Source organism: Tsukamurella ocularis, from assembly GCF_965138335.1.
Classification (GTDB): domain Bacteria; phylum Actinomycetota; class Actinomycetes; order Mycobacteriales; family Mycobacteriaceae; genus Tsukamurella; species Tsukamurella ocularis_A.
This window is the reverse complement of record NZ_CBCSDV010000001.1, coordinates 500,497-520,790: the sequence shown is the minus strand read 5'-3', so window position 1 is coordinate 520,790 and position 20,294 is coordinate 500,497. Positions and strand designations below refer to the sequence as shown.

The following is a 20,294-nucleotide window of genomic DNA, read 5'->3' as shown; positions in this document are numbered from 1 at the left end:
GCCCCCGCCCCCGCACCCTCGCGGGAGGACCTCGATACCGCGGGGCAGCGCGAGCGGCGCAAGCGCATCATCGACGCCACGTTGGCCCTGGCCCGCAAGGGCGGCTACGACGCGGTGCAGATGCGCGCGGTCGCGAAGAAGGCCGACGTGGCGCTGGGCACCCTGTACCGGTACTTCCCGTCGAAGGTGCACCTCCTCGTCGCGGGGCTCGTCAGCCAGTTCGAGCGTGCGGGCGAGCGGATCGGGAAGGTGCAGATCCCGGGCGACACCGCGGCGGAACGCCTGATGTTCGTGCTGGACCGCAACACCGAGGCGCTGCAGCGGGCTCCCCTGCTCACCGAGGCGATGGTGCGCGCCTTCATGTTCGCCGACGCCACGGCCGCCGCGGAGGTCGAGCGGGTGGGCCGCCTCCTCGAGGACATGTTCGCGTACGCCCTCGGCGTGGAGGATCCCGACGAGCGCCAGCGGGATACGTTCCACCTGATCGCCGATGTGTGGATGGCGAACCTGGTCGCGTGGGTCACCCACCGTGCATCCGCCACCGAGGTGCAGAAGCGGCTCTCCGTGGCCGTCGATCTCCTCATCAAGGACTGACAACAGCGCAGGTCACATCGGGTAAGCCGAGCAAAAACTGAAACACGTACTAGTTTTGCCCCGGCAGTTGATACGCTCCTCTCGAAAATGAGGAGAGGACACCCGATGGTGGTATTCGGAGGCCCGGCGTGAGGGCCGCGGCGCTGTACCGGTTGTACCGGTTGGCCGCGATCGTCACCAAGAGCCTGTCCACGATCGGACGCTCGGTGGTGCTCGCCGGCGAGATCATCTCGTGGACGGTCCGCGGTGTCCTGAAGCGGAACTTCGCGATCGGCGAGATGATCACCCAGTCGGTGACGCTGCTGCGGGTCACCACACTGCCGGCCATCCTCGTGGCCATCCCGTTCGGCGCGGTCGTCTCGGTCCAGGTCGGCGCCCTCGTCGACACGGTCGGCGCGAACTCGCTCGTCGGCGCCGCGTCCGGCATCGGCATCATCCGGCAGGGCGCCCCCCTCGCGACGGGCGTGCTGCTCGGCGGCGTCTGCGCCTCGGCCATCGCCGCCGATCTCGGCTCGCGCACGGTCCGCGAGGAGTTGCAGGCCATGCAGGTGATGGGCGTCGATCCGATCGCCCGTCTCATCGCGCCCCGCATGCTCGCGCTGATGATCATCGCGCCGATGCTGCTCGTCGCGATCGTCGCCGTGGCGATGGTCGTGGCCCTCACCGTCTCCGTGTGGCAGTTCGGGCTCAGCTCCGGCGGCTTCTGGTCCTCCTTCGGCGCCTTCTCGGCACCGTCCGACCTGGCCTTCGCGGTGCTCAAGGCCGAGACCGGCGCGATGATCGTCGGCCTCGTCGCCGGCCTGCGCGGCCTCGAGGCGTCGGGCGGCCCGCGCGGCGTCGCCGACGGCGTGAACTCCTCGGTGGTGCTGTCGATCACCCTGATCTTCCTGTCCTTCCTCGGCCTCACGCAGCTGCAGACGATGTTCTTCCCGAGTCAGGTGGCGTGATGACCACCACGACCCCGCCCGCGCCGGCGACGCCGAAGAAGCGCTCCACCCTGGATTCGAAGCCCGCGAGCCTGATCGCGCGGATCGGCGAAGCCGTCGTCTTCGTTGCCCAGTCCATCTACCTCGTGCCCGTCGCGCTGATGAAGTACCGCGGCGAGACCTCCCGGGTGCTCAAGCAACTCGCCTGGGGCCGCGGGTCCGTCGTGGTCGACGGTGGCGTGGTCGTCATGATGGTCATCCTGGGCGCGGCGAGCGGCGCGGCCGTGGCCATCGAGGCCTACGCGGGCCTCAACCTCATCGGCTTCGGCCCGCTCACCGGCGTCATCGGCGGGCTCGCGAACATCCGCGAGATGATCCCCATCTCCGCCGGCATCGGCTTCGCCGCGCAGGCAGGCTGCCGCATGACGGCGCAGATCGGTTCGATGCGGATCGCGGAGGAGATCGACGCGGTCGAGGCCCTCGGCATCCGCTCGATCCCCTACGTCGTCAGCACCCGCCTCATCGCCGGCATCGTGGTGGTGATCCCGGCGTACATGCTCACGCTGCTGCTCGCGTTCCTCACCTGCAAGCTGATCGTGGTCGTCTTCCACGGCCAGGCGCTGGGTACCTACAACCACTACTTCGAGCAGTTCCTCAGCCCGGGCGACATCGCGCTGTCGACGCTCAAGGCCGTGGTCTTCTGCGCCGCCGTCACGATCATCCACTGCTACTACGGGTTCTTCGCCAAGGGCGGCCCGGAGGGCGTGGGCCTGGCCAGCGGCCGGGCCGTGCGCGCCAGCCTGGTCACGGTGCTCACGCTCGACTTCATCCTGACCATCATGTTCTGGGGCATCACCCCCACGATCATCTTCAAGGGTTAGGGGGAACCGATGTACGAACTGCTCGGTGGCACGCCCGGTCGCCAACAACGCGTCTTCTTCACGGTCGGTGTCGCGGCGATCGCCGTGATCCTCGTCGCCGCCGTCGCCGGCATCGTCGCCTCCCGCATGCCCGCATCGGATCCGCGGCTCGCGCTCACCGTCGAATCCGCCGACGTGGGGCCGGGCGTCAAGACCGGCACCCGGGTCACCCTGCGCGGCGTCCCCGTCGGCGAGGTCCAGTCCGTCGTGATCCCGCGCGCCGGCGAGGCCCGCGTCGCCGTCCGCCTGGACCGCGCGAGCCTCCGCGGCCTCACGGACGCCCTGTCGGTGCGGTACCAGCCCGGCAACTACTTCGGCGTCACCGAGATGGCTCTCGTCCCCGGACAGGGCGGCGCCGACCTCCGCTCGGGCAGCACGCTGCGCCCGCGGTCCAGCAACGACACGATCTCCGACCTGCTCACCCGCAGCGCCGTGTCGGTCTCGGGCGTCATGACGCCGAAGCTGATCGAGGTGACCAGGAAGGCCACGCAGTACACGCAGGCCATCACGCCGCTGCTGCAGGTCGCGTTCTCCGTCGAACAGCAGAACGCGCGGTCGGCGAAGGTGCCGATCGGGACCACGATGCGCACCGTCCGCACCACGCTCGACGGTGCGCCGGGCCTGGTCGAAGCAGCCTTCGAGGGCTGGTTCGTCCCGCAGATGCGGGGCGGCGAGGCCGCCGGCACGCTCGACTACACCGTCAACAACTACGACAAGATCGACAAGACGACCACCCTGCTGGGCACCGGCTTCTTCACGCCGCTGGCCGACATGTTCGGCTCCCACGAGGCCGAGTTCACGCCGGGCACCGTCATGTTGCGGGTCATCATGGACAGCACCACCAAGGTGATGCGCACCGTGAGCGTCCCCCGCCAGATCGTCCCCCTGATCACGGGCGTCAACAGCGCCTTCATCACCGTCCCGGAGGGCACCGCACTACGCATGAACGTCGTCGCCGATCGACTCCCGGGCGCCGCCTCGGTCCTGGAAGGGGGCCGATGACATGCGCGCCAAGAACACCCGCGCCACCATCACCCTCGCGATCGCACTGGTCATCACGCTCGTCATCGCGCTGGGCATCTTCGCCGCGCTCCGCAACCCGGCAGGCGGCGAGACCCGCGATTACGAGGCGCACCTCTCGGACGCCTCCGGCCTGCGGGTCGGCAGCGACGTGCGGTTGCGCGGCGTGCTCATCGGGAAGGTGACGGCCGTCGACGTCCGCGGCACCGCCGACGGGAACGGCAACGAGGCCGTCATCGGCTTCTCCGCGCAGGAGAACCACCCCGTCACGTCGACCACCCGGCTCGCGGTGAAGTACCGCAACCTCACCGGCGAGCGGTTCATCGAGATCCAGCCCGGGAGCTCTGCCGGCGGCACGCCCGCCACCTCGATCCCGATGTCGCGCACCACCCCGTCGTTCGACATCACGACCCTGTTCAACGGCCTCGCCCCCGTGCTCCGCACGCTGAGCCCCGAGGACGTCAACGAGCTGACCCGGAACCTGCTGGGACTGTTGCAGGGCGACGACACCACCGCCGCGCAGACCTTCGGCGCCATCGACAAGATCACGGCGAACCTCGCGGACCGGCAGACCGTCATCAAGACGCTCATCGACAACGTCACCCGCGTGGCCAACATGATCAACGACTACTCGCCGCAGGTCGTGGAGTTCATCCTCAACTTCGACCTGCTGCTGACGAAGGTGCTCGAGAACCTCGACGAGTTCCGCCGAACCGCCACCTACGGCCCCGGTTTCGGTGCCGCGACCAACCGGGTGCTCACCGCGCTCGGCCTGTCCAAGGATCTCGACGTGGAGAAGCTGATGCGCACCGCCTTCCAGGACCCGGGTGCCGCGGTGGAGGCGATGGGCAAGCTGCCCGGGCTGTTCACCGGCGTCGCAGCGCTGCTCGGCGCGCCGCCCACCCCCTGCTCGAAGGGCGCGGCCCCGCTGCCGAACAAGGTGACCGTACTGACCGGCGGAACGAATGTGACGGTGTGCCTGAAATGATCTTCACCGGACGCCCGCCCTGGCGCGGCCTCGTCAATCGCAGCACGAAGCTCGGCGCGATCGCCGTCGCCGTGGCGCTGCTCATCACCGCCGTACTGGCCTTCGTCTACCTGCGCCCGCCGGGCCAGAAGGAACTGACCTTCGTCACCCAGGACGCCGCTCTCATCAAGCCCGGCGTCGAGGTGCGCGCCTCGGGCGTGCGCATCGGCTCGGTCTCCTCGGTCCAGCTCCGCAAGGACGACGTGGAGGTCACCACCCGCATCGACGACTCGGTCTTCGTCGGCGACCAGACCTCCGTCGCGGTCCGCATGCTCACGGTGGCGGGCGGCTTCTACGTGGCGGTGTCCTCCGCCGGACGGGCCGCCCTGGGCGACAAGCCGATCCCGCGGAACCGGGTGAGCCTGCCGTACAGCATCGGCGACCTGTTGCAGGACACCCCGGAGAAGCTCGAGCCGGTCGATCGCACCCAGCTCGCCACGTCGATCAAGGCGCTGAGCACCGGCCTGGATTCCAACCCGGGCTCGGTCGACAACATCGTCGAGGGGGTGAACTCGCTGCTCGGTCAGCTCACGGACCAGCGCGACCAGGTCGGCCGCATCATCAACATCAGCACGCAGTACGCGACCGGCTTCGCCGAGCAGCGCGAGACGATCATGAACATGATCCACAAGGCGTCGCTGGCGATCGTCACGCTCGACCAGACCGCCACCAACTTCGGCATCGCCTACCAGGGCCTCGCCGGGATGTTCGGCAAGATCAAGCCCTTCCTCGACCTGTACTGGAAGTACCGCGACACCCTCGGCGACGCCTTCGCGAAGATGGAGACCGCGCTGAAGACGACCAACGTGACGATCCCCGCGATGATCGGTGAGCTGCAGAAGGGGATCGACACGATGCAGAAGAACCTGGAGAAGCAGGGCAAGCCGATGTCGCCCGACACGGTGCTCGCCAGCCGCCTCTGCTTCCCGACGGCGACGGTGAGCTGCTGATGCGCCCGGCCCGGATCTCCCTGCTCGCCGCGGCCGTCGCGCTGCTGGCGCCCCTCGTGCCCACCGCGGTCGGCGCGGCCTCAGCCGCATCGAGCACGCAGTGCGCCTACCTCGCGGACGGCATCGGCCTGTACCCCGACAACGACGTGACCCAGATGGGCGTGAAGATCGGCTCCGTCCGGAAGGTGGAGCCTTCGGGCGACGGCGTGAAGGTCACCTTCGACGTCTCCGGTCGCACGCTGCCCGCCACGGTGAAGGCCGTGACCCGCTCGACCTCGATCCTCGCGGACCGTTCGCTCGAGCTGGTCGGCAACTACTCCTCGGGGGCCACGCTCAACCCGGGCACCTGCATCGCCCGCGAGAACTCGGCGACGCCGAAGTCGATCTCCGAGACGACGTCCGCGGCGACCCGCCTGGTCGACTCCGTCACCGAGGGCGGTGCGTCCGCCGACCTCGGCAGGCTGCTGACCCGGCTCGACACCGAGGTCGGCCCGTCGGTGCCGCCGCAGGCCGCTCGCTCGCTGACGAATCTGTCCACGCTGCTGAGCGATCCGGCCGGCTTCCTCGGCGACGTCACCACCGTGGTGAGCAACGTCCGGCCGCTGATGCAGAGCATGGATCAGCAGTGGGGCGAGCTGCTCCTGACGCTGCAGCACGTGGGGAACGTCCTGGACCAGTACGGCAAGGTGACCTTCCCGGCGGTCTCCGAGATCTTCCAGACCCTGCCCGTCTTCTTCCTCGTCGGCGACGACATGATGCGCCGCTACGGCCACATCCTCAAGCCCGGCGGCACGATGGCGGCGGATGCGGTCAAGCTCGCGGCGACCGGCGTCAAGTCCAACGAGGCGCTCGCCCGGATGCTGCCGGTCTTCGGCTCGCAGATCGCGCCCTACCTGCCCCGCGGCGGCGAGGAGGCGCCCGCCTCCATCGCGGGCGTGCCCGTCACGACCGTCGCCACCCGCGACCCGAACGGCCTGTGCGCACAGATCAATGCGCAGGCACCGGGCGCCTGCTCCGTGGTCGCGGGCAAGGCCCAGACCGCCACCGTCGATCTCATGCAACTGCCGTTCCAGGGAGGCCGATGATGACCCGCACCCGCAGCGCCGTGCGGTGGCTCCCGCGGCGCGTGTCCGCGGCGATCGTGATCGGCGCGGCCGTCGTCCTCGCCGGTTGCGGCGTGAGCCCCGCCAACATGGACATGCGCAACCCCCTCGGCGACGGCGATCAGTACGAGGTGAAGCTCCAGTTCGCCGATGTGCTGAACCTGCCGATCGGCGCACGGATCTCGCTCGGTGGCCTGACCGTCGGAAGGGTGAAGGCCGTCGATCTCGGCGAGGACGCCGCGACCGTCACCGTCCGCGTCGACAAGACCGTCACGCTCCCCTCGGACATTCACGCCGCCGTCCTGCAGGACACCCTTCTCGGTGAGGCGTACGTCCGGCTGGAAGCGCCGGAGAAGTCCACCGGCGCGGCGGCGCCGCTCCGCGCCGGAGCGGTGCTCCCGCTGAGCCAGACCAGCCCGCCCCGGTCCGTGGAGAGCACGCTCACCATCCTCGCCGACTACTTCGGCAGCGGCTCGGTGCAGGACGTCAGCAAGACGATCACGCGCCTGAACACCGCGCTGCCCAAGGACCGACCGCAGTTCGACCTGCTCTCCGCGCAGCTGAACCGCGATGTCACGGGCATCGGCGCCAACACCACCGAGGTGAATCGCCTGCTCGACTCCGCGACCGAGATGGCCGACCGGATCGCCAAGCAGGAGAAGAACTTCAAGGACACCCTGTCGCCGTACCACCTGAAGTACTGGTCGAACCAGGGCAAACTCATGTCGAACATCGGCGTGCTGCTCCCCGCCGTCGGCGGCATGCTGCAGCAGGGGTCCTGGCTGATCCCCCTGATGAACTCGTCGTCCGACCTTTTCGAGCTGCTCACCGCCGACATGGTCTCGCTGGGTTCGGCGATCCACGGCGGATCGATCCTGGTGAACAAGAACCTCGCCCCGTTCGTCAAGAAGCCGGTGGTGAAGATCGACTCGGTGACCAACACCGCCGGGCAGGACGTCTCCCCCGGCGCCCTCAAGGTGCTGCGACTGATCGGACAGGCCCGATGACCCGCTCCGGAATCGCCTCCACCCTCGGCCTCGTCGCGCTGGTCGTGGTCTCCGTGCTGCTCCTGGGAAACCAGGGGGTGCAGTGGTTCTCGCCGTCGGGCGAGCGCGTCGCGTACATCCGCCTCACCGACGCCAATGGCCTGCAGGAGGGTTCGCGGATCCTCGACCGCGGCGTCGAGGTCGGCAAGGTGCGCGGCCTCACCGTCGACGCGGACCGGGTCGAGGTCGAGGTCGGCTACGCCAAGGACACCCGGATCACCCAGGGCGCCAAGGTCCGCGTGCAGAACCTCTCGGGCCTCGGCGAGACCTACCTGACCATCGCCCAGGGCGACGGTGCCGCCGTCCCCGACGGGGCGCGCCTCGAGGGCGTCGTGGACACCGCGGACTCCACCGTCGGCGCACTGTCGAGTTCCTTGTCACGGCTGATGAAACAGCTCGATCCCGCGACGGTGCAGCGACTGCTGGCCCGCGCCGACGACGCGCTGCCCGGCGGCGAGCGGACCGTGCCGACCATCGACGCCGGTGCGGTCCTCACGGCCACCTCGATCCTGCGCCAGCTGCCCGACATCCGGGACCTCCTGCAGTCCTTCAACTCGATCACGCCGCGGGCGGGCGACGTCGGCGCGCTGCTGCTCAGCCTCGATCAGCCGCTGCGCACCTTCGGCAAGGGCTACGGCGAGATGGCGCCGTACTCCGTCTCGTACATCAGCGAGGGCGACTACCCGAACGTGATCCGGGACGGCATGCTGGAGCTGTTCAAGGTGATCCAGGGCTTCGAGGACGGTGCCGCGCCGAGCGTGCAGTACCTCTCCGAACTGATGCTCCCGTCGGTCCGCGCGATCGCCGAGCCGCTCTCCACCATCAACGGCGGCCAGCTGCTCGACACGGCGCTGGCCTCGGTCCGCGGCCGCTCGGGCGCCGTCACCCTGCGGATGGCGCCGTCCGGTTCCGGCCCCACGAGTCCGGCATCGGCGAAGCCCACGTCCGCGAAGCCCTCGGGCGCGCCGTCGTCGAGCCCGAAGCCCGCGGCCCCCTCCGGCCGCACCGCACCGTCCAGTACCCCCGCGCAGCCCCGCTGACGCGGGTCGAAGGAGAACCGTGGCCCTCGCGATCACCGACGTCCAGACCGCACTCGCCGAGTCGATCCGCGACTGGGCGGAGCGCGCCCACCCGATCGACGCGGTCCGCTCCGGCGACGCCGGCGCCGTCGAGAAGGCCTGGCGCGGACTGGCGGACATCGGCGTCTTCGGCATCACCCTGAGCGAGGACCTCGGCGGATTCGGCGGCACCGCCGAGGACGCCGCGGTCGCCGTCGAGGCCGCGGCGTCCGTGCTGGCGCCGGGCCCCGTCGCGGGCACGGTCGCGGTGGGGGTCCTGCTCGAGCATCACCTCCGGGGCACGGACCGGCTCGGCACGGTCCGGGCGGAGCTGGCGGCGGGGGAGGCGCGGGCCGCGCTCGCGGTCGACGGTGACGGCGCCCTCGCGCCGGACGCCACCCCGCAGTCGCACCTGCTCGTCGAGGCCCCCTCGGGGGCCTGGCACCTGCTCCCGCCCGGGCACCCCGGCGTCACCGTCGAGCCGCTCCCCGGGCTGGACGGTTCGCGCCCGCTCGCCCGGATCCACCTGTCCGCCCCCGAGTTCGATGACGCCACCGAGATCCCCGGGCTGACCGCCGAGGACGCCCGCGCGGCGCTCGCGACCTACGCGACAGCGGAGGCGGCCGGTGTCGCCGCGTGGACGCTGCGCACCGCCGCCGAGTACTCCAAGGTCCGGGTGCAGTTCGGCAGGCCGATCGGCTCGTTCCAGGCGATCAAGCAGATCGTCGCCGACATGCTGTGCCGCGCCGAACAATCGGCGGCACTGGCCTGGGACGCGGCCCGGTCCGTCGGGGCCGGCGCGGAGCACCACCTGGCCGCCGCGGTCGCCGCGGCGGGCGCGCTCGACGCCGCCGTGGAGAACGCGAAGGACGCGATCCAGGTACTGGGCGGCATCGGCTTCACCTTCGAACACGACGCGCACCTGTACCTGCGACGCGCCACCGCGCTGCGGATGCTGCTCGGCGACTCCCCCGGATGGCGCACGCGCGCCGCGGAACTCGCCCTGGCCGGCGTGCGCCGCGGACTCCATTACGAGGTGGACGGCGATCACGGCGCAGCCGCCGCGGAGGCGGGGCGGATCGCCGCGATGTCGGCGGATGAGCGGCGGCGCACCCTCGCGGAATCGGGCCTCCTGGTGCCGCACTGGGATCCGCCGTACGGCCGGGGCGCGGGTCCCGCGGAGCAACTGGTGCTCGACGGTGCGCTGGAGGCGGCGGGCGTCGAGCGCCCGCCACTGGTGATCGGCGCCTGGGCCGCGCCCACGATCCTGGAACACGGGACGCCGGAGCAGGCGGAACGCTTCGTGTGGCCCACCCTGCTCGGCGAGATCAGCTGGTGCCAGCTGTTCAGCGAGCCCGAGGCCGGCTCCGACCTGGCCTCCCTGCGGACGAGGGCCACGCGCGTCGACGGCGGCTGGTCGCTCTCCGGGCAGAAGGTCTGGACGTCGCTGGCCCACGAGGCCGATTGGGGGATCTGTCTGGCCCGCACCGACCCGGATGCGCCCAAGCACAAGGGCATCACCTACTTCCTCGTCGACATGCTCTCCGATGGCATCGACGTGCGGCCGCTCCGCGAGATCACCGGCGACGTGCGGTTCAACGAGGTCTTCCTCGAGGACGTCTTCGTGCCCGACGACTGCGTCGTGGGCGCGGTGAACGGCGGCTGGCGGCTGGCCCGCACCACGCTCGCCAACGAGCGAGTGGCGATGAGCGGCTCCGGCCTGGGCGCGCGTCTCGAATCGCTGCTCGCCGATCCCGGACCGGATCCCGACCTGGCGGCGCTCGGCGGCCTCGTCGCCGAAGCGGCGTCCTGCACCCTGCTCGACCTGCGCGCCGTCATCGCGAGCGTCGGCGGTCAGGATCCGGGCGCGGCGTCCAGCGTGCGCAAGCTCGTCGGGGTGCAGCACCGCCAGGCCGTCGCGGAGGCCTGCCTGCGGCGCCTCGGTCCCGACGGTGCCGTCGCCGGCCCCGAGGACCCGGCCGACGCGCGGTACGAGTTCCTGCTCACCCGGTGCCTGTCGATCGCGGGCGGCACCTCGCAGATCCTCCGGAACGTCGCCGCGGAGCAGCTCCTCGGGCTCCCCCGCTCCTGACGCGTTCCGCACCGCAGGAATGAAACCTGTTCTAGTATTCGAGCATGGACGATTCCGCTGTCTCCGCCGCCGCCGACGCGCTGCTCGGCGCGTACGCCGCGCGCGCGCCGATCGACCCGCTCATCGGCATGTTCCCCGAAGCCACGATCACCGATGCGTATCGGATCCAGCAGGAGCAGGTGCGCCGCTGGGAGGCCTCGGGCGATGCGGTGAAGGGCCACAAGGTGGGGCTCGCCTCGCTCGCGATGCAGCGGCAGATGAACGTCTACGAGCCCGATTTCGGGCACCTCACTGCGTCGATGTTCCACCTGGAACAGATGCCGATCGACACCTCGTCGTGGATGCAGCCGCGCATCGAGCCGGAGATCGCGTTCGTCCTCGGCCGCGAACTGCGCGGCCCCGGCGTGACCGTGGCGGATGCCATCCGCGCCGTCGACTTCGTGGTCCCCGCGCTCGAGGTGGTCGACTCGCGGATCAAGGACTGGAACATCTCGATCGTCGACACCGTGGCCGACAACGCCTCCTCCGGCGGCGTGATCCTGGGCAGCCGGCCGACCCGCCTGACCGACGTCGACCTGCGCACCGTCGGGTGCACCTTCCGGATCAGCGGCGAGCAGGTGGGCACGGGAGCGGGCGGCGCCGTCCTCGGCTCACCGATCAACGCGCTCGTGTGGCTCGCGAACACCGTCGGCCCGCTCGGCACCGCGCTCGAGCCCGGCCACGTGGTGCTGCCCGGCTCGATGACCCGCGCCGAACCGGTGCGCGCTGGAGACATCATCGTCGCCGACATGGGCCCGCTGGGTTCCGTGACGGCCGTCCTCGCCCCCTGACCGACCGAACGGAGAATCAACATGAAGATCATCATCGGCGACGCGTGCACCGGCTTCGGCGTCTGCGAGGGCATCCGGCCCGACGTCTTCGAGGTCAACGACGAGGGCTTCGCCGAGGCCACCGACGAGGGTCTCACCGACGCCGACCGCGAGGACATCGAGTACGCGGCCGGCCAGTGCCCCACCCAGGCCATCCGCATCGAATACTGATCCCCTTTCCGACTTAACAGCGTTAGCTCATACCGAACCCGCAGGTGACGGTATGGGCTAACGCTGTTCAGTCGGAACGGGTGGCCCGACGGTGCCGGGCGGGCACCGTCGGAACCGCCGTCAGACCTTCTGTGCCGCGGACATCTCCACCGCGATGGCGATGATCATGTCCTCCTGACCGCCCACGTAGCCGCGCCGGCCGCACTCGTAGAGGATCTCGTGCGCCGGCACGCCGTAGCGCTCGGCCGCGCGCTCGGCGTGCAGCAGGAAGCTGGAGTACACGCCCGCGTAGCCCTGCACGATCGAGCTGCGGTCCATCACGGGCAGGCGGGTGATGTAGGGCTTGACCACGTCCTCGGCGCCGGCCATCAGCGCGTCCTTGTCGGTGCCCGTGCGGATGCCGAGGCGCTCGAAGGTGGCGGAGAGGATCTCGGTGGGCGAGTTGCCCGCACCGGCGCCGAGGGCGAGCAGCGAGCCGTCGATCTGCTTCGCGCCCGCGCGGTACGCGAGCACCGAGTTGGCGACGCCGAAGCTGAGGTTCTGGTGCCCGTGATAGCCGACCTGCGCATCCTCGCCGAGCTCCGCCACGAGCGCGGCGACGCGGTCGCCGGCGTCCTCGAGGATCAGCGCGCCGGCGGAGTCGACGACGTACACGCACTGGCAGCCGGCGTCGGCCATGATCCGCGCCTGCTTCGCCAGCGCCTCGGGCGTCGACATGTGCGAGAGCATGAGGAAGCCGACCGTCTCCAGGCCCAGTTCCCGTGCGGCGCCGAAGTGCTGGATGGAGACGTCCGCCTCGGTGCAGTGCGTCGCGATCCGCAGGGCGCCGGCGCCGAGGTCGGCGGCCACGCGGATGTCCTCGACGGTGCCGAGGCCGGGGAGCATGAGCACGGCGATCTTCGCCTGCTGCGCCTCGTCGACGGCGGCGGCGATGAGCTTGCGCTCGTCGACCAGCGAGAAGCCGTAGTTGAACGTGCTGCCGCCGAGGCCGTCGCCGTGGGTCACCTCGATGAGCGAGATGCCCGCGTCGTCGAGGGCGCGCACGGTGTCCCGCACGTTCTGCTCGGTGAACTGATGCGCCATCGCGTGGCTGCCGTCGCGCAGCGACGTGTCGACGATGCGCACGTCGCGGTTCGGATCGTTCCAGAGCTCGCCGTTGATGCCGGTCATGCCTTCACTCCTGCCAGAATGCGCTGCGCCAGCAGCTCGCCCGCGCGCGCGGCCGCGGCGGTCATGATGTCGAGGTTGCCCGCGTAGGTGGGCAGGTAGTCGCCGTTGCCCGCGACCTCGAGGAAGACCGCGACGCGGGCCTTGCCCTCCCAGCCGGGCCGGGGCTCGTCGTACTGCGGCGGAGCCTTGAGCGTGTAGCCCGGAACGTAGACCTGAACGTCCTCCACCATCTTCTCGATCGAGGCGGTGATCGCCGCACGGTCGGCGTCGGGGTCGATGGCGCAGAACACGGTGTCGCGCATGATCATCGGCGGCTCGACCGGGTTGATGATGATGATCGCCTTGCCCTTGGCCGCGCCGCCGACCTCCTCGATCGCGCGGGCCGTGGTCTCCGTGAACTCGTCGATGTTGGCGCGGGTGCCGGGGCCGGCGGAGCGCGAGGACACCGACGCGACGATCTCCGCGTAGCTCACCGGCGTGACACGGCTGACGGCGTGCACGATCGGGATCGTCGCCTGCCCGCCGCAGGTGATCATGTTGACGTTGGGGGCGTCCAGCTGGGCCTCCAGGTTCACCACCGGGCAGGCCAGCGGGCCGACGGCCGCAGGCGTGAGGTCGACGGCGACGATCCCCGCCTCCGCGTACCGGGGAGCGTTGGCGCGGTGCGCCTTCGCCGATGTCGCCTCGAAGACCAGCTGCGGCGGCTCCGGCCGGGCGAGCAGCCAGTCGACGCCCTCCGCCGAGGTCTCGAGCCCGAGTTCGGCGGCGCGCTTGAGACCGTCCGATTCGGGATCGACGCCCACCATGTAGCGCACGTCCACGTGCTCGCTCCGCCGCAGTTTGGCCAGCAGATCCGCACCGATGTTGCCCGGGCCGACGATGGCCGCGGTCACTTTCTCCGTCATACCGCCATCGTCGGTCCCGGCGGGCCGACGGGTCCACGCCCGCGTTCCGCTCAGCGGGACACCATTCATGGAACCTTGTCCATTGACGCAATGCATTGGTCGTCTTATATTCAAGACATCATTGTGTTTTTGTCTCACATCGGAGCACGTCATGCCCGCACCAGTCTTCGCCCCACGTTCCGCCGACACCTGGGCGGACCCGTTCCCGCTCTACCGAGACCTCCGGGCCGCGGGCGCGGTGCACCGGTCCGACCCGCTCGACGGAGCGGAGCTCGAGTACTACGTCCTCCCCCGGCACGCGGACGTCTGGCGCGCACTGCGGGAGCCCGGCGTCTACTCCTCCGCGCAGGGCCTCACACTGCACTACGGCGAGCTCGAGAAGATCGGGCTGCAGAACGATCCGCCGATGGTGATGCAGGATCCGCCGGTGCACACGGCGTTCCGCCGCCTCGTCGCGCGCGGCTTCACCCCGCGCCAGGTCGCCGCGATCGAGCCCGAAGTCCGCGCCTTCGTGGTGGAGCGGATCGAGCACCTGCGCGCCCAGGGCGGCGGCGACGTCGTGCAGGAGCTGTTCAAGCCACTGCCGTCCATGGTGGTCGCGCACTATCTCGGGGTCCCCGCCGCCGATCGCGGGCGGTTCGACGGTTGGACGGAGAGCATCGTCGCCGCGAACTCCGGCGGCGGTGACCTCGCCTCGGTGGTGGCTTCCGCGGCCGACGCTGTCGGCGAGCTGATGGCCTACTTCGCCGCACTCATCGAGCGGCGGCGTACCGAGCCGGAGGACGACGTGGTCTCGCACCTCGTCGCTGCCGGCGTCGGCGCGGACGGCGACGTCGCGGGCGTCGTCGCCATCCTCGGCTTCACGTTCACGATGGTGGCGGGCGGCAACGACACCACCACGGGCCTGCTGGGCGGCGCCGTCCAACTCCTGGAGCGACACCCGCAGCAGCGGCGGATCCTGGCCGCGGACCCGGCGCTGATCCCCGGCGCCGTCGAGGAGTTCCTCCGCCTCACCTCGCCGGTACAGGGGCTCGGGCGCACCACCACCCGCCCGGTGGACGTCGCCGGCACCACGATCCCCGCCGATCGTCGCGTGTTGCTCCTGTACGGCTCGGCCAACCGGGACGAGCGGGTGTTCGGCGACGATGCCGACGAGCTCGACGTCACGCGGAACCCGCGCAACATCCTCACGTTCGCGCAGGGGCCGCACCACTGCCTGGGCGCCGCCGCCGCACGGATGCAGTCCCGGGTCGCGCTCGAGGAGGTGCTGGCCCGCATCCCCGGGTTCGCGGTCGACCTCGACGGCGTGCGCTGGGCGCCGGGCGCGTACGTGCGCCGCCCGACGGCGGTGCCGATCTCCGTAGGATGACGGCCATGACGTCCGCCGCGCAGAGCAGCTGGGCCGAGGCCGCTCGGTCCGGCGCGGCGGAGCGCATCCTCGACGCCGCGGCGGGCCTGTTCGCCGAGCACGGCGTCGCCGCGGTGGGGATGGACGACATCGCCCGGGCCGCGGGCTGCTCGCGCGCCACGCTCTACCGGTACTTCGCGAACCGCGATCTCCTGCGCTCCGCCTACGTGCTCCGTGAAATGTCCCGAGCGCTCGACCATCTCGCGTCGACCACGGCACCGTCGGGGAACGCCCCGAAACGGCTCGTGGCCGTGATCGAGGCGGCGGTGGCCTACGTGCGGGACCGGCCGGAGCTCCTCGCGTGGTTCGCCTCGGAGGATTTTGCGGTGGGGCCGGTCCTCGCCGAGAACACCGGCGCGCTCGCCGCGGCGGCGGCGCGCTCCCGCGTCGGGGACGACCTCCCCGAGCTCGCCGATCCGCAGGTCTTCGACTGGGTCGTGCGGGTCATCGTCGGGCTTCTCGCGCACCCGGGCGCGAGCGCCGAGTACGAGCACGAACTCCTCGTCCGGTTCGTCGGGCCGATCGTCCGCGGATAGCCGCCCGACGGGGCCCGGGCCTGACACACTGGACGCATGTGTCCCGCTGAGCGGAACGACGGTGCGACCGTCGACCGGATCTCCGCCCTGCTGTCGGCGTACCGACCCGGCGACGGCGGGCTCGGCGTGTCCGAGCTGGCGCGGCGCACCGGCCTGCCCAAGTCGACGGTGCACCGCCTCACGGGGCATCTCGTCTCCGCGGGGCTCCTCGAGAGATCCGGTACCGATCTCCGACTGGGGTTGCGCCTCTTCGAGATCGGCCAGCTCGCGACGGGTCATCGCGATCTCGTGGACGCGGCGCGACCGGTGCTCGCCGACCTCCGTTCCGCCACCCGCAACACCGTCCACCTCGCCCGCCTCGAGGGCACGGAGGTGGTCTACTTCGAGGTGCTACCGGGCCCGGACGCCCCGAACCTGCCGTCCCGTGTCGGCGGCCGCATGCCGGCGCATGCCACGGGGGTGGGCAAGGCGATCCTCGCGTTCGCCGACGAGGCCGCGGTGGACGCCGTGATCGCGGCGGGCCTCCCCCGCGTGAGCACCCGCACCATCACCTCACCCGCGATCCTGCGCCGACAGCTGCAGCGGGTCCGCGACGAGGGCGTCGCCCACGAACGCGAGGAGTCCGGCACCGGGACCGTCTGCGTGGCCTGCCCGATCCTCGACGCCGACGGTGCCCCCGTCGCGGCGATCTCCGTCGCGGGCTGGAGCAATCGGATGCGTCCCGAGCGGGTGGCCCCCGCGGTCCGCGCCGCCGCCCTCACCCTCTCCCGCGTCACCGCCCCCAACTGAACACTGCTTCGGGCACCGTTTTCGCAGGTCGCGCTGAACAGGAACGGTGTTCAATCGGGGAGGTGGAGGGTGAGCACCGGCTCTGTGTCGGTGAAATCGACGACGGCGAGGCCGCGGCGGTCACCGTCGTACACGGTGGCGGTCACCGTCCGGCCCGAGGCGAGGACCTTCCCCACCTGTAAGCCGCGCAGGTGCACCAGGTCGGCGGCTCGGCGGCGGCCCGCGNCGCCGACGCCGCGGNCTCCNCCGAGGAAGCCCAGCGCGGCGCGGGCGCCCAGGGTGCGGAACAACCGCGGGCCGAGGAGTGCGCCCGCCGCGAGGCCTCGGGGGCCGGAGAGCAGGAGCGCCGCGATCATCCCGCGCAGCTCCCAGTGCGCGTAGAGCCCGGTGATGGCCGCGCCGTCCGGCCCGTCGGTCACGGTGTAGCGCAGGTGCATCGGAATGTGCAGTGTGACGCCGGTACTCATGGTGGTGTGCACCGTCAGATCGCGGATCATGAGGCCGGTGTCCTCGCCCGGGACGATCAGATCGTGCTCCACCTCGAAGACGATCCGGTTGGGCGCGATGAACATGTCGTAGAACCGCGCGATCGCGGCCGGGTTCGTCTGCGGTGGCGGCCCCACCGGGTCGTGGACGGCCCCTCCGGGCGCGAAGAGCGCGGTCCAGGCGTCCTTGTCGTGTGCGGCGACCGCGGCGGGCGACGCCTCCACCACCCGCCGGATCGCTTCCGAGCCCGGCATTTACAGCTTCAGCGCGTGGGTCGCGGTCGCGCCGCCATCGGCGACGAACTCGGCGCCCGTGCTGTAGCTCGCTTCGTCGGACGCCACGAAGAGCACCAACGCCGCGATCTCGTCGGCGCTCCCCTGCCGCCCGATCGGCAGCCGCTGCTTGAGCCAGTCCGTGGGCGGCTCGTTGCCGCCCAGAGCGTCCGCCACCATCGCGGTGTCGATCATCCCCGGGTGCACCGAATTCACCCGGATCCCGTACTGCCCCAGCTCCATCGCCGCCGACTTGGTCATACCGCGAATGGCGAACTTGCTGGCGGTGTAGGCGGTCAGGTACGGCATGCCGCCCAGTCCCTCGACCGAGGAGGTGTTGACGATCGAGCCGCCGCCGGCCGCCTTCATCGGTTCCACGGCCGCGCGCATCCCGAGGAAACAGCCGAACTGGTTGATGCGGATCACCCGTTCGTAATCGGCGAGGGAGGTCTGCTCGAGCGCCGAGAAGAACAGCACGCCCGCGTTGTTGACCAGCACATCGAGGCCACCGAAGCGGGCCTGCACCTGCGCCACGGCGGCCGCCCAGTCGTCCTCGCTCGTCACGTCGAGGTGGCGGTAGACGGCCGCGTCGCCGAGCTCGGCGGCCAGCGCCTCGCCCTGCTCGTCCAGCACGTCGCCGAGCAGCACCTGCGCGCCCTCCGCGACGAACCGCCGCGCGACCGCGGCGCCCTGCCCGCGTGCTGCACCCGTGACGAGTGCCCTCTTGCCGGAGAGCCTTCCGGTCGTGTTCGCCATGATCACCCTTCCAACTGTGCAGCGACGAACATGCGGTCGTCGCGGTCCGCGAAGTAGCCGCCCACCGCGGCGGCGAGGCCGGCCTCGTCCCACTGACCGCCGTCGGCGTCGAAGCGGGCCTCCAGGCTCGGCGGGGCCATCAGCGCGACCATGCCGCCGTGCACCACGAAGACCTGCCCGTTGACCCGGTCGGCCTCCGGCCCTGCGAGGAACCGAACGAACCGCGCCACGTGATCGACGGACAGCGGGTCGACGGCACCGTCGGGAGCATCGCCGAAGACGCCCTCCGTCATGGCGGTCCGCGCGCGGGGACAGATCGCGTTGGCGCGGACGCCGTAACGGCCGAGGCCGCGCGCGGTGGCGATCGTCAGCGCGGCGATGCCGGCCTTCGCGGCGGCGTAGTTGGGCTGCCCGACGGAGCCGAACAGGAAGGCCTCCGAGGACGTGTTGATCACGCGCCCGTACACGTCGCCGCCCGATGCCTTCGCCGCATCGCGCCAGTAGGCGGACGCGTTGCGGGACAGCAGGAAGTGCCCGCGCAGGTGCACGCGGACCACCGAATCGAACTCCTCGTCGGTCATGGAGAAGATCATCTTGTCGCGGCAGAAGCCGGCGTTGTTGACCACGATGTGCACGCCGCCCAGGCCCTCGGCCGCGGCCATCAACGCGTCGGCCGTCTCCCGCTCGCCCGAGTCGCCGAGCACAAGCTCGGCGCGGCCCCCGTCGGACCGGATCTGCGCGACGACCTCCTCGGCCGCGGGCGAGACGTCGCCCACGACGACCGCGGCGCCGCCACGGGCGAGCGCCAGCGCCTCAGCACGGCCCAGGCCGGCCCCCGCACCGGTCACGATCGCCACCTTGCCGTCCAGGTCCGCCACCTCTGCCTGCGTCATGTGCCACCCTTCGATTCGAGAACCTGTTCACCGCGGAGCGTGCGCCCCTCACCGAAGGAAAATACTGCCGAGACCGCGGTTTCGTTCCACTTTTCTAGAACTTGTTCTACAGTGACGCCATGCGGATCGACTATGCGCCGGAACAGCAGGAGCTGCGCGCCGAGCTGCGCGCGTACTTCGCCCAGCTGATGACGCCCGAGCGCCGCGAGGCCCTGCTCGGGCCGGGCGGCGAGTACGGCGACGGCGAGGTGTACAAGGAGATCACCCGCACGCTCGGCAAGGACGGCTGGCTCGCGATCGGCTGGCCCGAGGAGTTCGGCGGCCAGGCCCGGCCCATGCTCGACCAGTTGATCTTCACCGACGAGGCCGCCGTCGCGGGCGTGCCGGTCCCCTTCCTCACTGTGAACACCGTGGGCCCCGCCATCATGGCCGGCGGCACCGCGGAGCAGAAGGCCGAGCTCCTGCCCGGCATCGCCGCCGGTGAGACCCATTTCTCCATCGGCTACTCCGAGCCGGAGGCCGGCACCGACCTCGCCGCGCTGCGCACCCGCGCCGTCCGCGACGGCGACGACTTCGTCATCAACGGCCAGAAGATGTGGACCTCGCTCATCGAGTACGCGGACTACATCTGGCTCGCCGCGCGGACCGACCCCGAGGCGCAGCGCCACCGCGGCGTCTCGATCCTCGTGGTGCCCACGGACGCCGAGGGCTTCTCCTGGACCAAGGTGCACACGGTCGCCGGGCCCGGCACGTCCGCCACCTACTACCAGGACGTCCGCGTACCCGTCACGTCGGTCGTCGGCGACCTGCACGGCGGCTGGAAGCTCATCACCAATCAGCTCAACCACGAGCGCGTCGCCCTCACCTCCGCCGCGCCCCTGCTCGATTCGGAGCGGCAGGTGCGGCACTGGGCGCAGAACACGAAACTGGCCGACGGCACGCGCGTGATCGACGCCGAGTGGGTGCGGACCCACCTCGCCCGCGTCTACGCGCACGCCCAGTACCTCAAGCTGCGGAACTGGAAGATCGCGTGGGCCGCCGATCACAGCGAGCTCGGACCCGCCGACGCCTCCGCCACCAAGGTCTTCGGCACCGAGTACGCCACCGAGGGCTACCGCCTGCTGATGGAAGTGCTGGGCAGCGCGGGCATCGTCCGCGCGAAGTCACCGGGCACGGTGCTGCGGGGGCGGATCGAGCGGCTGCACCGCAGCTCGCTGATCCTCACCTTCGGCGGCGGCACCAACGAGATCCAGCGCGACCTGATCGCGGGGGCCGGACTGCACCTGCCCGTGAGCCGCTGAGC

At 70.9% G+C, this 20,294-nt stretch carries 21 protein-coding genes; 16 read left to right on the top strand and 5 right to left on the bottom strand.

Going from position 1 to position 20,294, the window contains the following annotated elements:
- From kstR to ACNAYW_RS02630, 12 genes are all read left to right on the top strand, one after another.
- A partial coding sequence (gene kstR, locus ACNAYW_RS02685) for a cholesterol catabolism transcriptional regulator KstR (protein ID WP_415848197.1) occupies window positions 1–594 on the top strand: 594 nt, incomplete at its 5' end.
- 128 nt (window positions 595–722) lie between these two features.
- A complete protein-coding gene (locus ACNAYW_RS02680) occupies window positions 723–1,541 on the top strand; it encodes an MlaE family ABC transporter permease (protein WP_415848196.1) in 819 nt (272 codons plus the stop codon).
- Entirely contained in the window at window positions 1,541–2,401 is an 861-nt protein-coding gene (locus tag ACNAYW_RS02675; RefSeq protein ID WP_415848195.1) for an MlaE family ABC transporter permease, read from the top strand. The genes ACNAYW_RS02680 and ACNAYW_RS02675 overlap by 1 nt, the downstream gene beginning before the upstream one ends.
- 9 nt (window positions 2,402–2,410) lie before the next feature.
- Window positions 2,411–3,442: an MlaD family protein gene (locus tag ACNAYW_RS02670; protein ID WP_415848194.1), complete on the top strand. Its 1,032-nt coding sequence runs from the start codon at window positions 2,411–2,413 to the stop codon at window positions 3,440–3,442.
- 1 nt (window position 3,443) lies between these two features.
- A complete protein-coding gene (locus tag ACNAYW_RS02665; RefSeq protein ID WP_415848193.1) occupies window positions 3,444–4,448 on the top strand; it encodes an MlaD family protein in 1,005 nt (334 codons plus the stop codon).
- Window positions 4,445–5,437, top strand: coding sequence for an MlaD family protein (locus ACNAYW_RS02660; RefSeq protein ID WP_415848220.1), 993 nt, complete (start codon window positions 4,445–4,447; stop codon window positions 5,435–5,437). The genes ACNAYW_RS02665 and ACNAYW_RS02660 overlap by 4 nt, the downstream gene beginning before the upstream one ends.
- Entirely contained in the window at window positions 5,437–6,522 is a 1,086-nt protein-coding gene (locus ACNAYW_RS02655; protein ID WP_415848192.1) for an MlaD family protein, read from the top strand. The genes ACNAYW_RS02660 and ACNAYW_RS02655 overlap by 1 nt, the downstream gene beginning before the upstream one ends.
- Entirely contained in the window at window positions 6,519–7,547 is a 1,029-nt protein-coding gene (locus ACNAYW_RS02650; protein ID WP_415848191.1) for an MlaD family protein, read from the top strand. The genes ACNAYW_RS02655 and ACNAYW_RS02650 overlap by 4 nt, the downstream gene beginning before the upstream one ends.
- A complete protein-coding gene (locus ACNAYW_RS02645) occupies window positions 7,544–8,626 on the top strand; it encodes an MlaD family protein (protein WP_415848190.1) in 1,083 nt (360 codons plus the stop codon). Before ACNAYW_RS02650 ends, ACNAYW_RS02645 begins: the two co-directional genes overlap by 4 nt.
- A 19-nt stretch (window positions 8,627–8,645) precedes the next feature.
- A complete protein-coding gene (locus tag ACNAYW_RS02640; protein ID WP_415848189.1) occupies window positions 8,646–10,736 on the top strand; it encodes an acyl-CoA dehydrogenase family protein in 2,091 nt (696 codons plus the stop codon).
- A gap of 44 nt (window positions 10,737–10,780) precedes the next feature.
- Window positions 10,781–11,566, top strand: a complete 786-nt coding sequence (locus ACNAYW_RS02635; RefSeq protein WP_415848188.1) for a 2-keto-4-pentenoate hydratase — start codon at window positions 10,781–10,783, stop codon at window positions 11,564–11,566.
- A 21-nt stretch (window positions 11,567–11,587) separates the two neighbouring features.
- Window positions 11,588–11,776, top strand: a complete 189-nt coding sequence (locus ACNAYW_RS02630) for a ferredoxin (RefSeq protein ID WP_415848187.1) — start codon at window positions 11,588–11,590, stop codon at window positions 11,774–11,776.
- A 120-nt stretch (window positions 11,777–11,896) separates the two neighbouring features.
- Here ACNAYW_RS02630 and dmpG read toward each other — a convergent pair whose 3' ends face one another.
- Both dmpG and ACNAYW_RS02620 read right to left on the bottom strand, forming a co-directional pair.
- Entirely contained in the window at window positions 11,897–12,946 is a 1,050-nt protein-coding gene (gene dmpG, locus ACNAYW_RS02625) for a 4-hydroxy-2-oxovalerate aldolase (RefSeq protein ID WP_415848186.1), read from the bottom strand.
- Window positions 12,943–13,851 (bottom strand): acetaldehyde dehydrogenase (acetylating), encoded by a 909-nt coding sequence (locus ACNAYW_RS02620; protein ID WP_415848185.1) that lies wholly within the window; start codon window positions 13,849–13,851, stop codon window positions 12,943–12,945. Before ACNAYW_RS02620 ends, dmpG begins: the two co-directional genes overlap by 4 nt.
- Window positions 13,852–14,002: 151 nt before the next feature.
- Between ACNAYW_RS02620 and ACNAYW_RS02615 the strand changes: the two genes are divergently transcribed.
- From ACNAYW_RS02615 to ACNAYW_RS02605, 3 genes are read left to right on the top strand one after another with little or no spacing between them, the layout of a single operon-like run.
- Window positions 14,003–15,220, top strand: a complete 1,218-nt coding sequence (locus ACNAYW_RS02615) for a cytochrome P450 (protein WP_415848184.1) — start codon at window positions 14,003–14,005, stop codon at window positions 15,218–15,220.
- Between the two features lie 5 nt (window positions 15,221–15,225).
- Entirely contained in the window at window positions 15,226–15,795 is a 570-nt protein-coding gene (locus ACNAYW_RS02610) for a TetR/AcrR family transcriptional regulator (RefSeq protein ID WP_415848183.1), read from the top strand.
- Window positions 15,796–15,831: 36 nt separating this feature from the next.
- The gene (locus ACNAYW_RS02605; protein WP_415848182.1) at window positions 15,832–16,584 is read left to right on the top strand and encodes an IclR family transcriptional regulator; all 753 of its coding nucleotides are present in this window, start codon (window positions 15,832–15,834) and stop codon (window positions 16,582–16,584) included.
- A gap of 246 nt (window positions 16,585–16,830) precedes the next feature.
- Here ACNAYW_RS02605 and ACNAYW_RS02600 read toward each other — a convergent pair.
- From ACNAYW_RS02600 to ACNAYW_RS02590, 3 genes are all read right to left on the bottom strand, one after another.
- The coding region (locus ACNAYW_RS02600; RefSeq protein WP_415848181.1) for a nuclear transport factor 2 family protein at window positions 16,831–17,324 on the bottom strand (494 nt) is incomplete at its 3' end.
- Complete coding sequence (locus tag ACNAYW_RS02595) at window positions 17,325–18,098, bottom strand: glucose 1-dehydrogenase (RefSeq protein ID WP_415848180.1); 774 nt, start codon at window positions 18,096–18,098, stop codon at window positions 17,325–17,327. It lies immediately after the preceding gene.
- Window positions 18,099–18,100: 2 nt separating this feature from the next.
- A complete protein-coding gene (locus ACNAYW_RS02590) occupies window positions 18,101–18,991 on the bottom strand; it encodes a 3-oxoacyl-ACP reductase (RefSeq protein WP_415848179.1) in 891 nt (296 codons plus the stop codon).
- 119 nt (window positions 18,992–19,110) lie between these two features.
- On the opposite strand from ACNAYW_RS02590, the gene ACNAYW_RS02585 reads away from it, so the two are divergent.
- Window positions 19,111–20,292, top strand: a complete 1,182-nt coding sequence (locus tag ACNAYW_RS02585; RefSeq protein ID WP_415848178.1) for an acyl-CoA dehydrogenase family protein — start codon at window positions 19,111–19,113, stop codon at window positions 20,290–20,292.
- Window positions 20,293–20,294 lie beyond the last annotated feature (2 nt).

Coding starts and splice junctions, on each gene's coding strand:
- ACNAYW_RS02675 (WP_415848195.1), top strand. CDS start 1,541: ATGACCACCACGACCCCGCCCGCGCCGGCGACGCCGAAGAAGCGCTCC.
- ACNAYW_RS02670 (WP_415848194.1), top strand. CDS start 2,411: ATGTACGAACTGCTCGGTGGCACGCCCGGTCGCCAACAACGCGTCTTC.
- ACNAYW_RS02665 (WP_415848193.1), top strand. CDS start 3,444: ATGCGCGCCAAGAACACCCGCGCCACCATCACCCTCGCGATCGCACTG.
- ACNAYW_RS02660 (WP_415848220.1), top strand. CDS start 4,445: ATGATCTTCACCGGACGCCCGCCCTGGCGCGGCCTCGTCAATCGCAGC.
- ACNAYW_RS02655 (WP_415848192.1), top strand. CDS start 5,437: ATGCGCCCGGCCCGGATCTCCCTGCTCGCCGCGGCCGTCGCGCTGCTG.
- ACNAYW_RS02650 (WP_415848191.1), top strand. CDS start 6,519: ATGATGACCCGCACCCGCAGCGCCGTGCGGTGGCTCCCGCGGCGCGTG.
- ACNAYW_RS02645 (WP_415848190.1), top strand. CDS start 7,544: ATGACCCGCTCCGGAATCGCCTCCACCCTCGGCCTCGTCGCGCTGGTC.
- ACNAYW_RS02635 (WP_415848188.1), top strand. CDS start 10,781: ATGGACGATTCCGCTGTCTCCGCCGCCGCCGACGCGCTGCTCGGCGCG.
- ACNAYW_RS02630 (WP_415848187.1), top strand. CDS start 11,588: ATGAAGATCATCATCGGCGACGCGTGCACCGGCTTCGGCGTCTGCGAG.
- dmpG (WP_415848186.1), bottom strand. CDS start 12,946: ATGACCGGCATCAACGGCGAGCTCTGGAACGATCCGAACCGCGACGTG.
- ACNAYW_RS02620 (WP_415848185.1), bottom strand. CDS start 13,851: ATGACGGAGAAAGTGACCGCGGCCATCGTCGGCCCGGGCAACATCGGT.
- ACNAYW_RS02615 (WP_415848184.1), top strand. CDS start 14,003: ATGCCCGCACCAGTCTTCGCCCCACGTTCCGCCGACACCTGGGCGGAC.
- ACNAYW_RS02610 (WP_415848183.1), top strand. CDS start 15,226: ATGACGTCCGCCGCGCAGAGCAGCTGGGCCGAGGCCGCTCGGTCCGGC.
- ACNAYW_RS02605 (WP_415848182.1), top strand. CDS start 15,832: ATGTGTCCCGCTGAGCGGAACGACGGTGCGACCGTCGACCGGATCTCC.
- ACNAYW_RS02595 (WP_415848180.1), bottom strand. CDS start 18,098: ATGGCGAACACGACCGGAAGGCTCTCCGGCAAGAGGGCACTCGTCACG.
- ACNAYW_RS02590 (WP_415848179.1), bottom strand. CDS start 18,991: ATGACGCAGGCAGAGGTGGCGGACCTGGACGGCAAGGTGGCGATCGTG.
- ACNAYW_RS02585 (WP_415848178.1), top strand. CDS start 19,111: ATGCGGATCGACTATGCGCCGGAACAGCAGGAGCTGCGCGCCGAGCTG.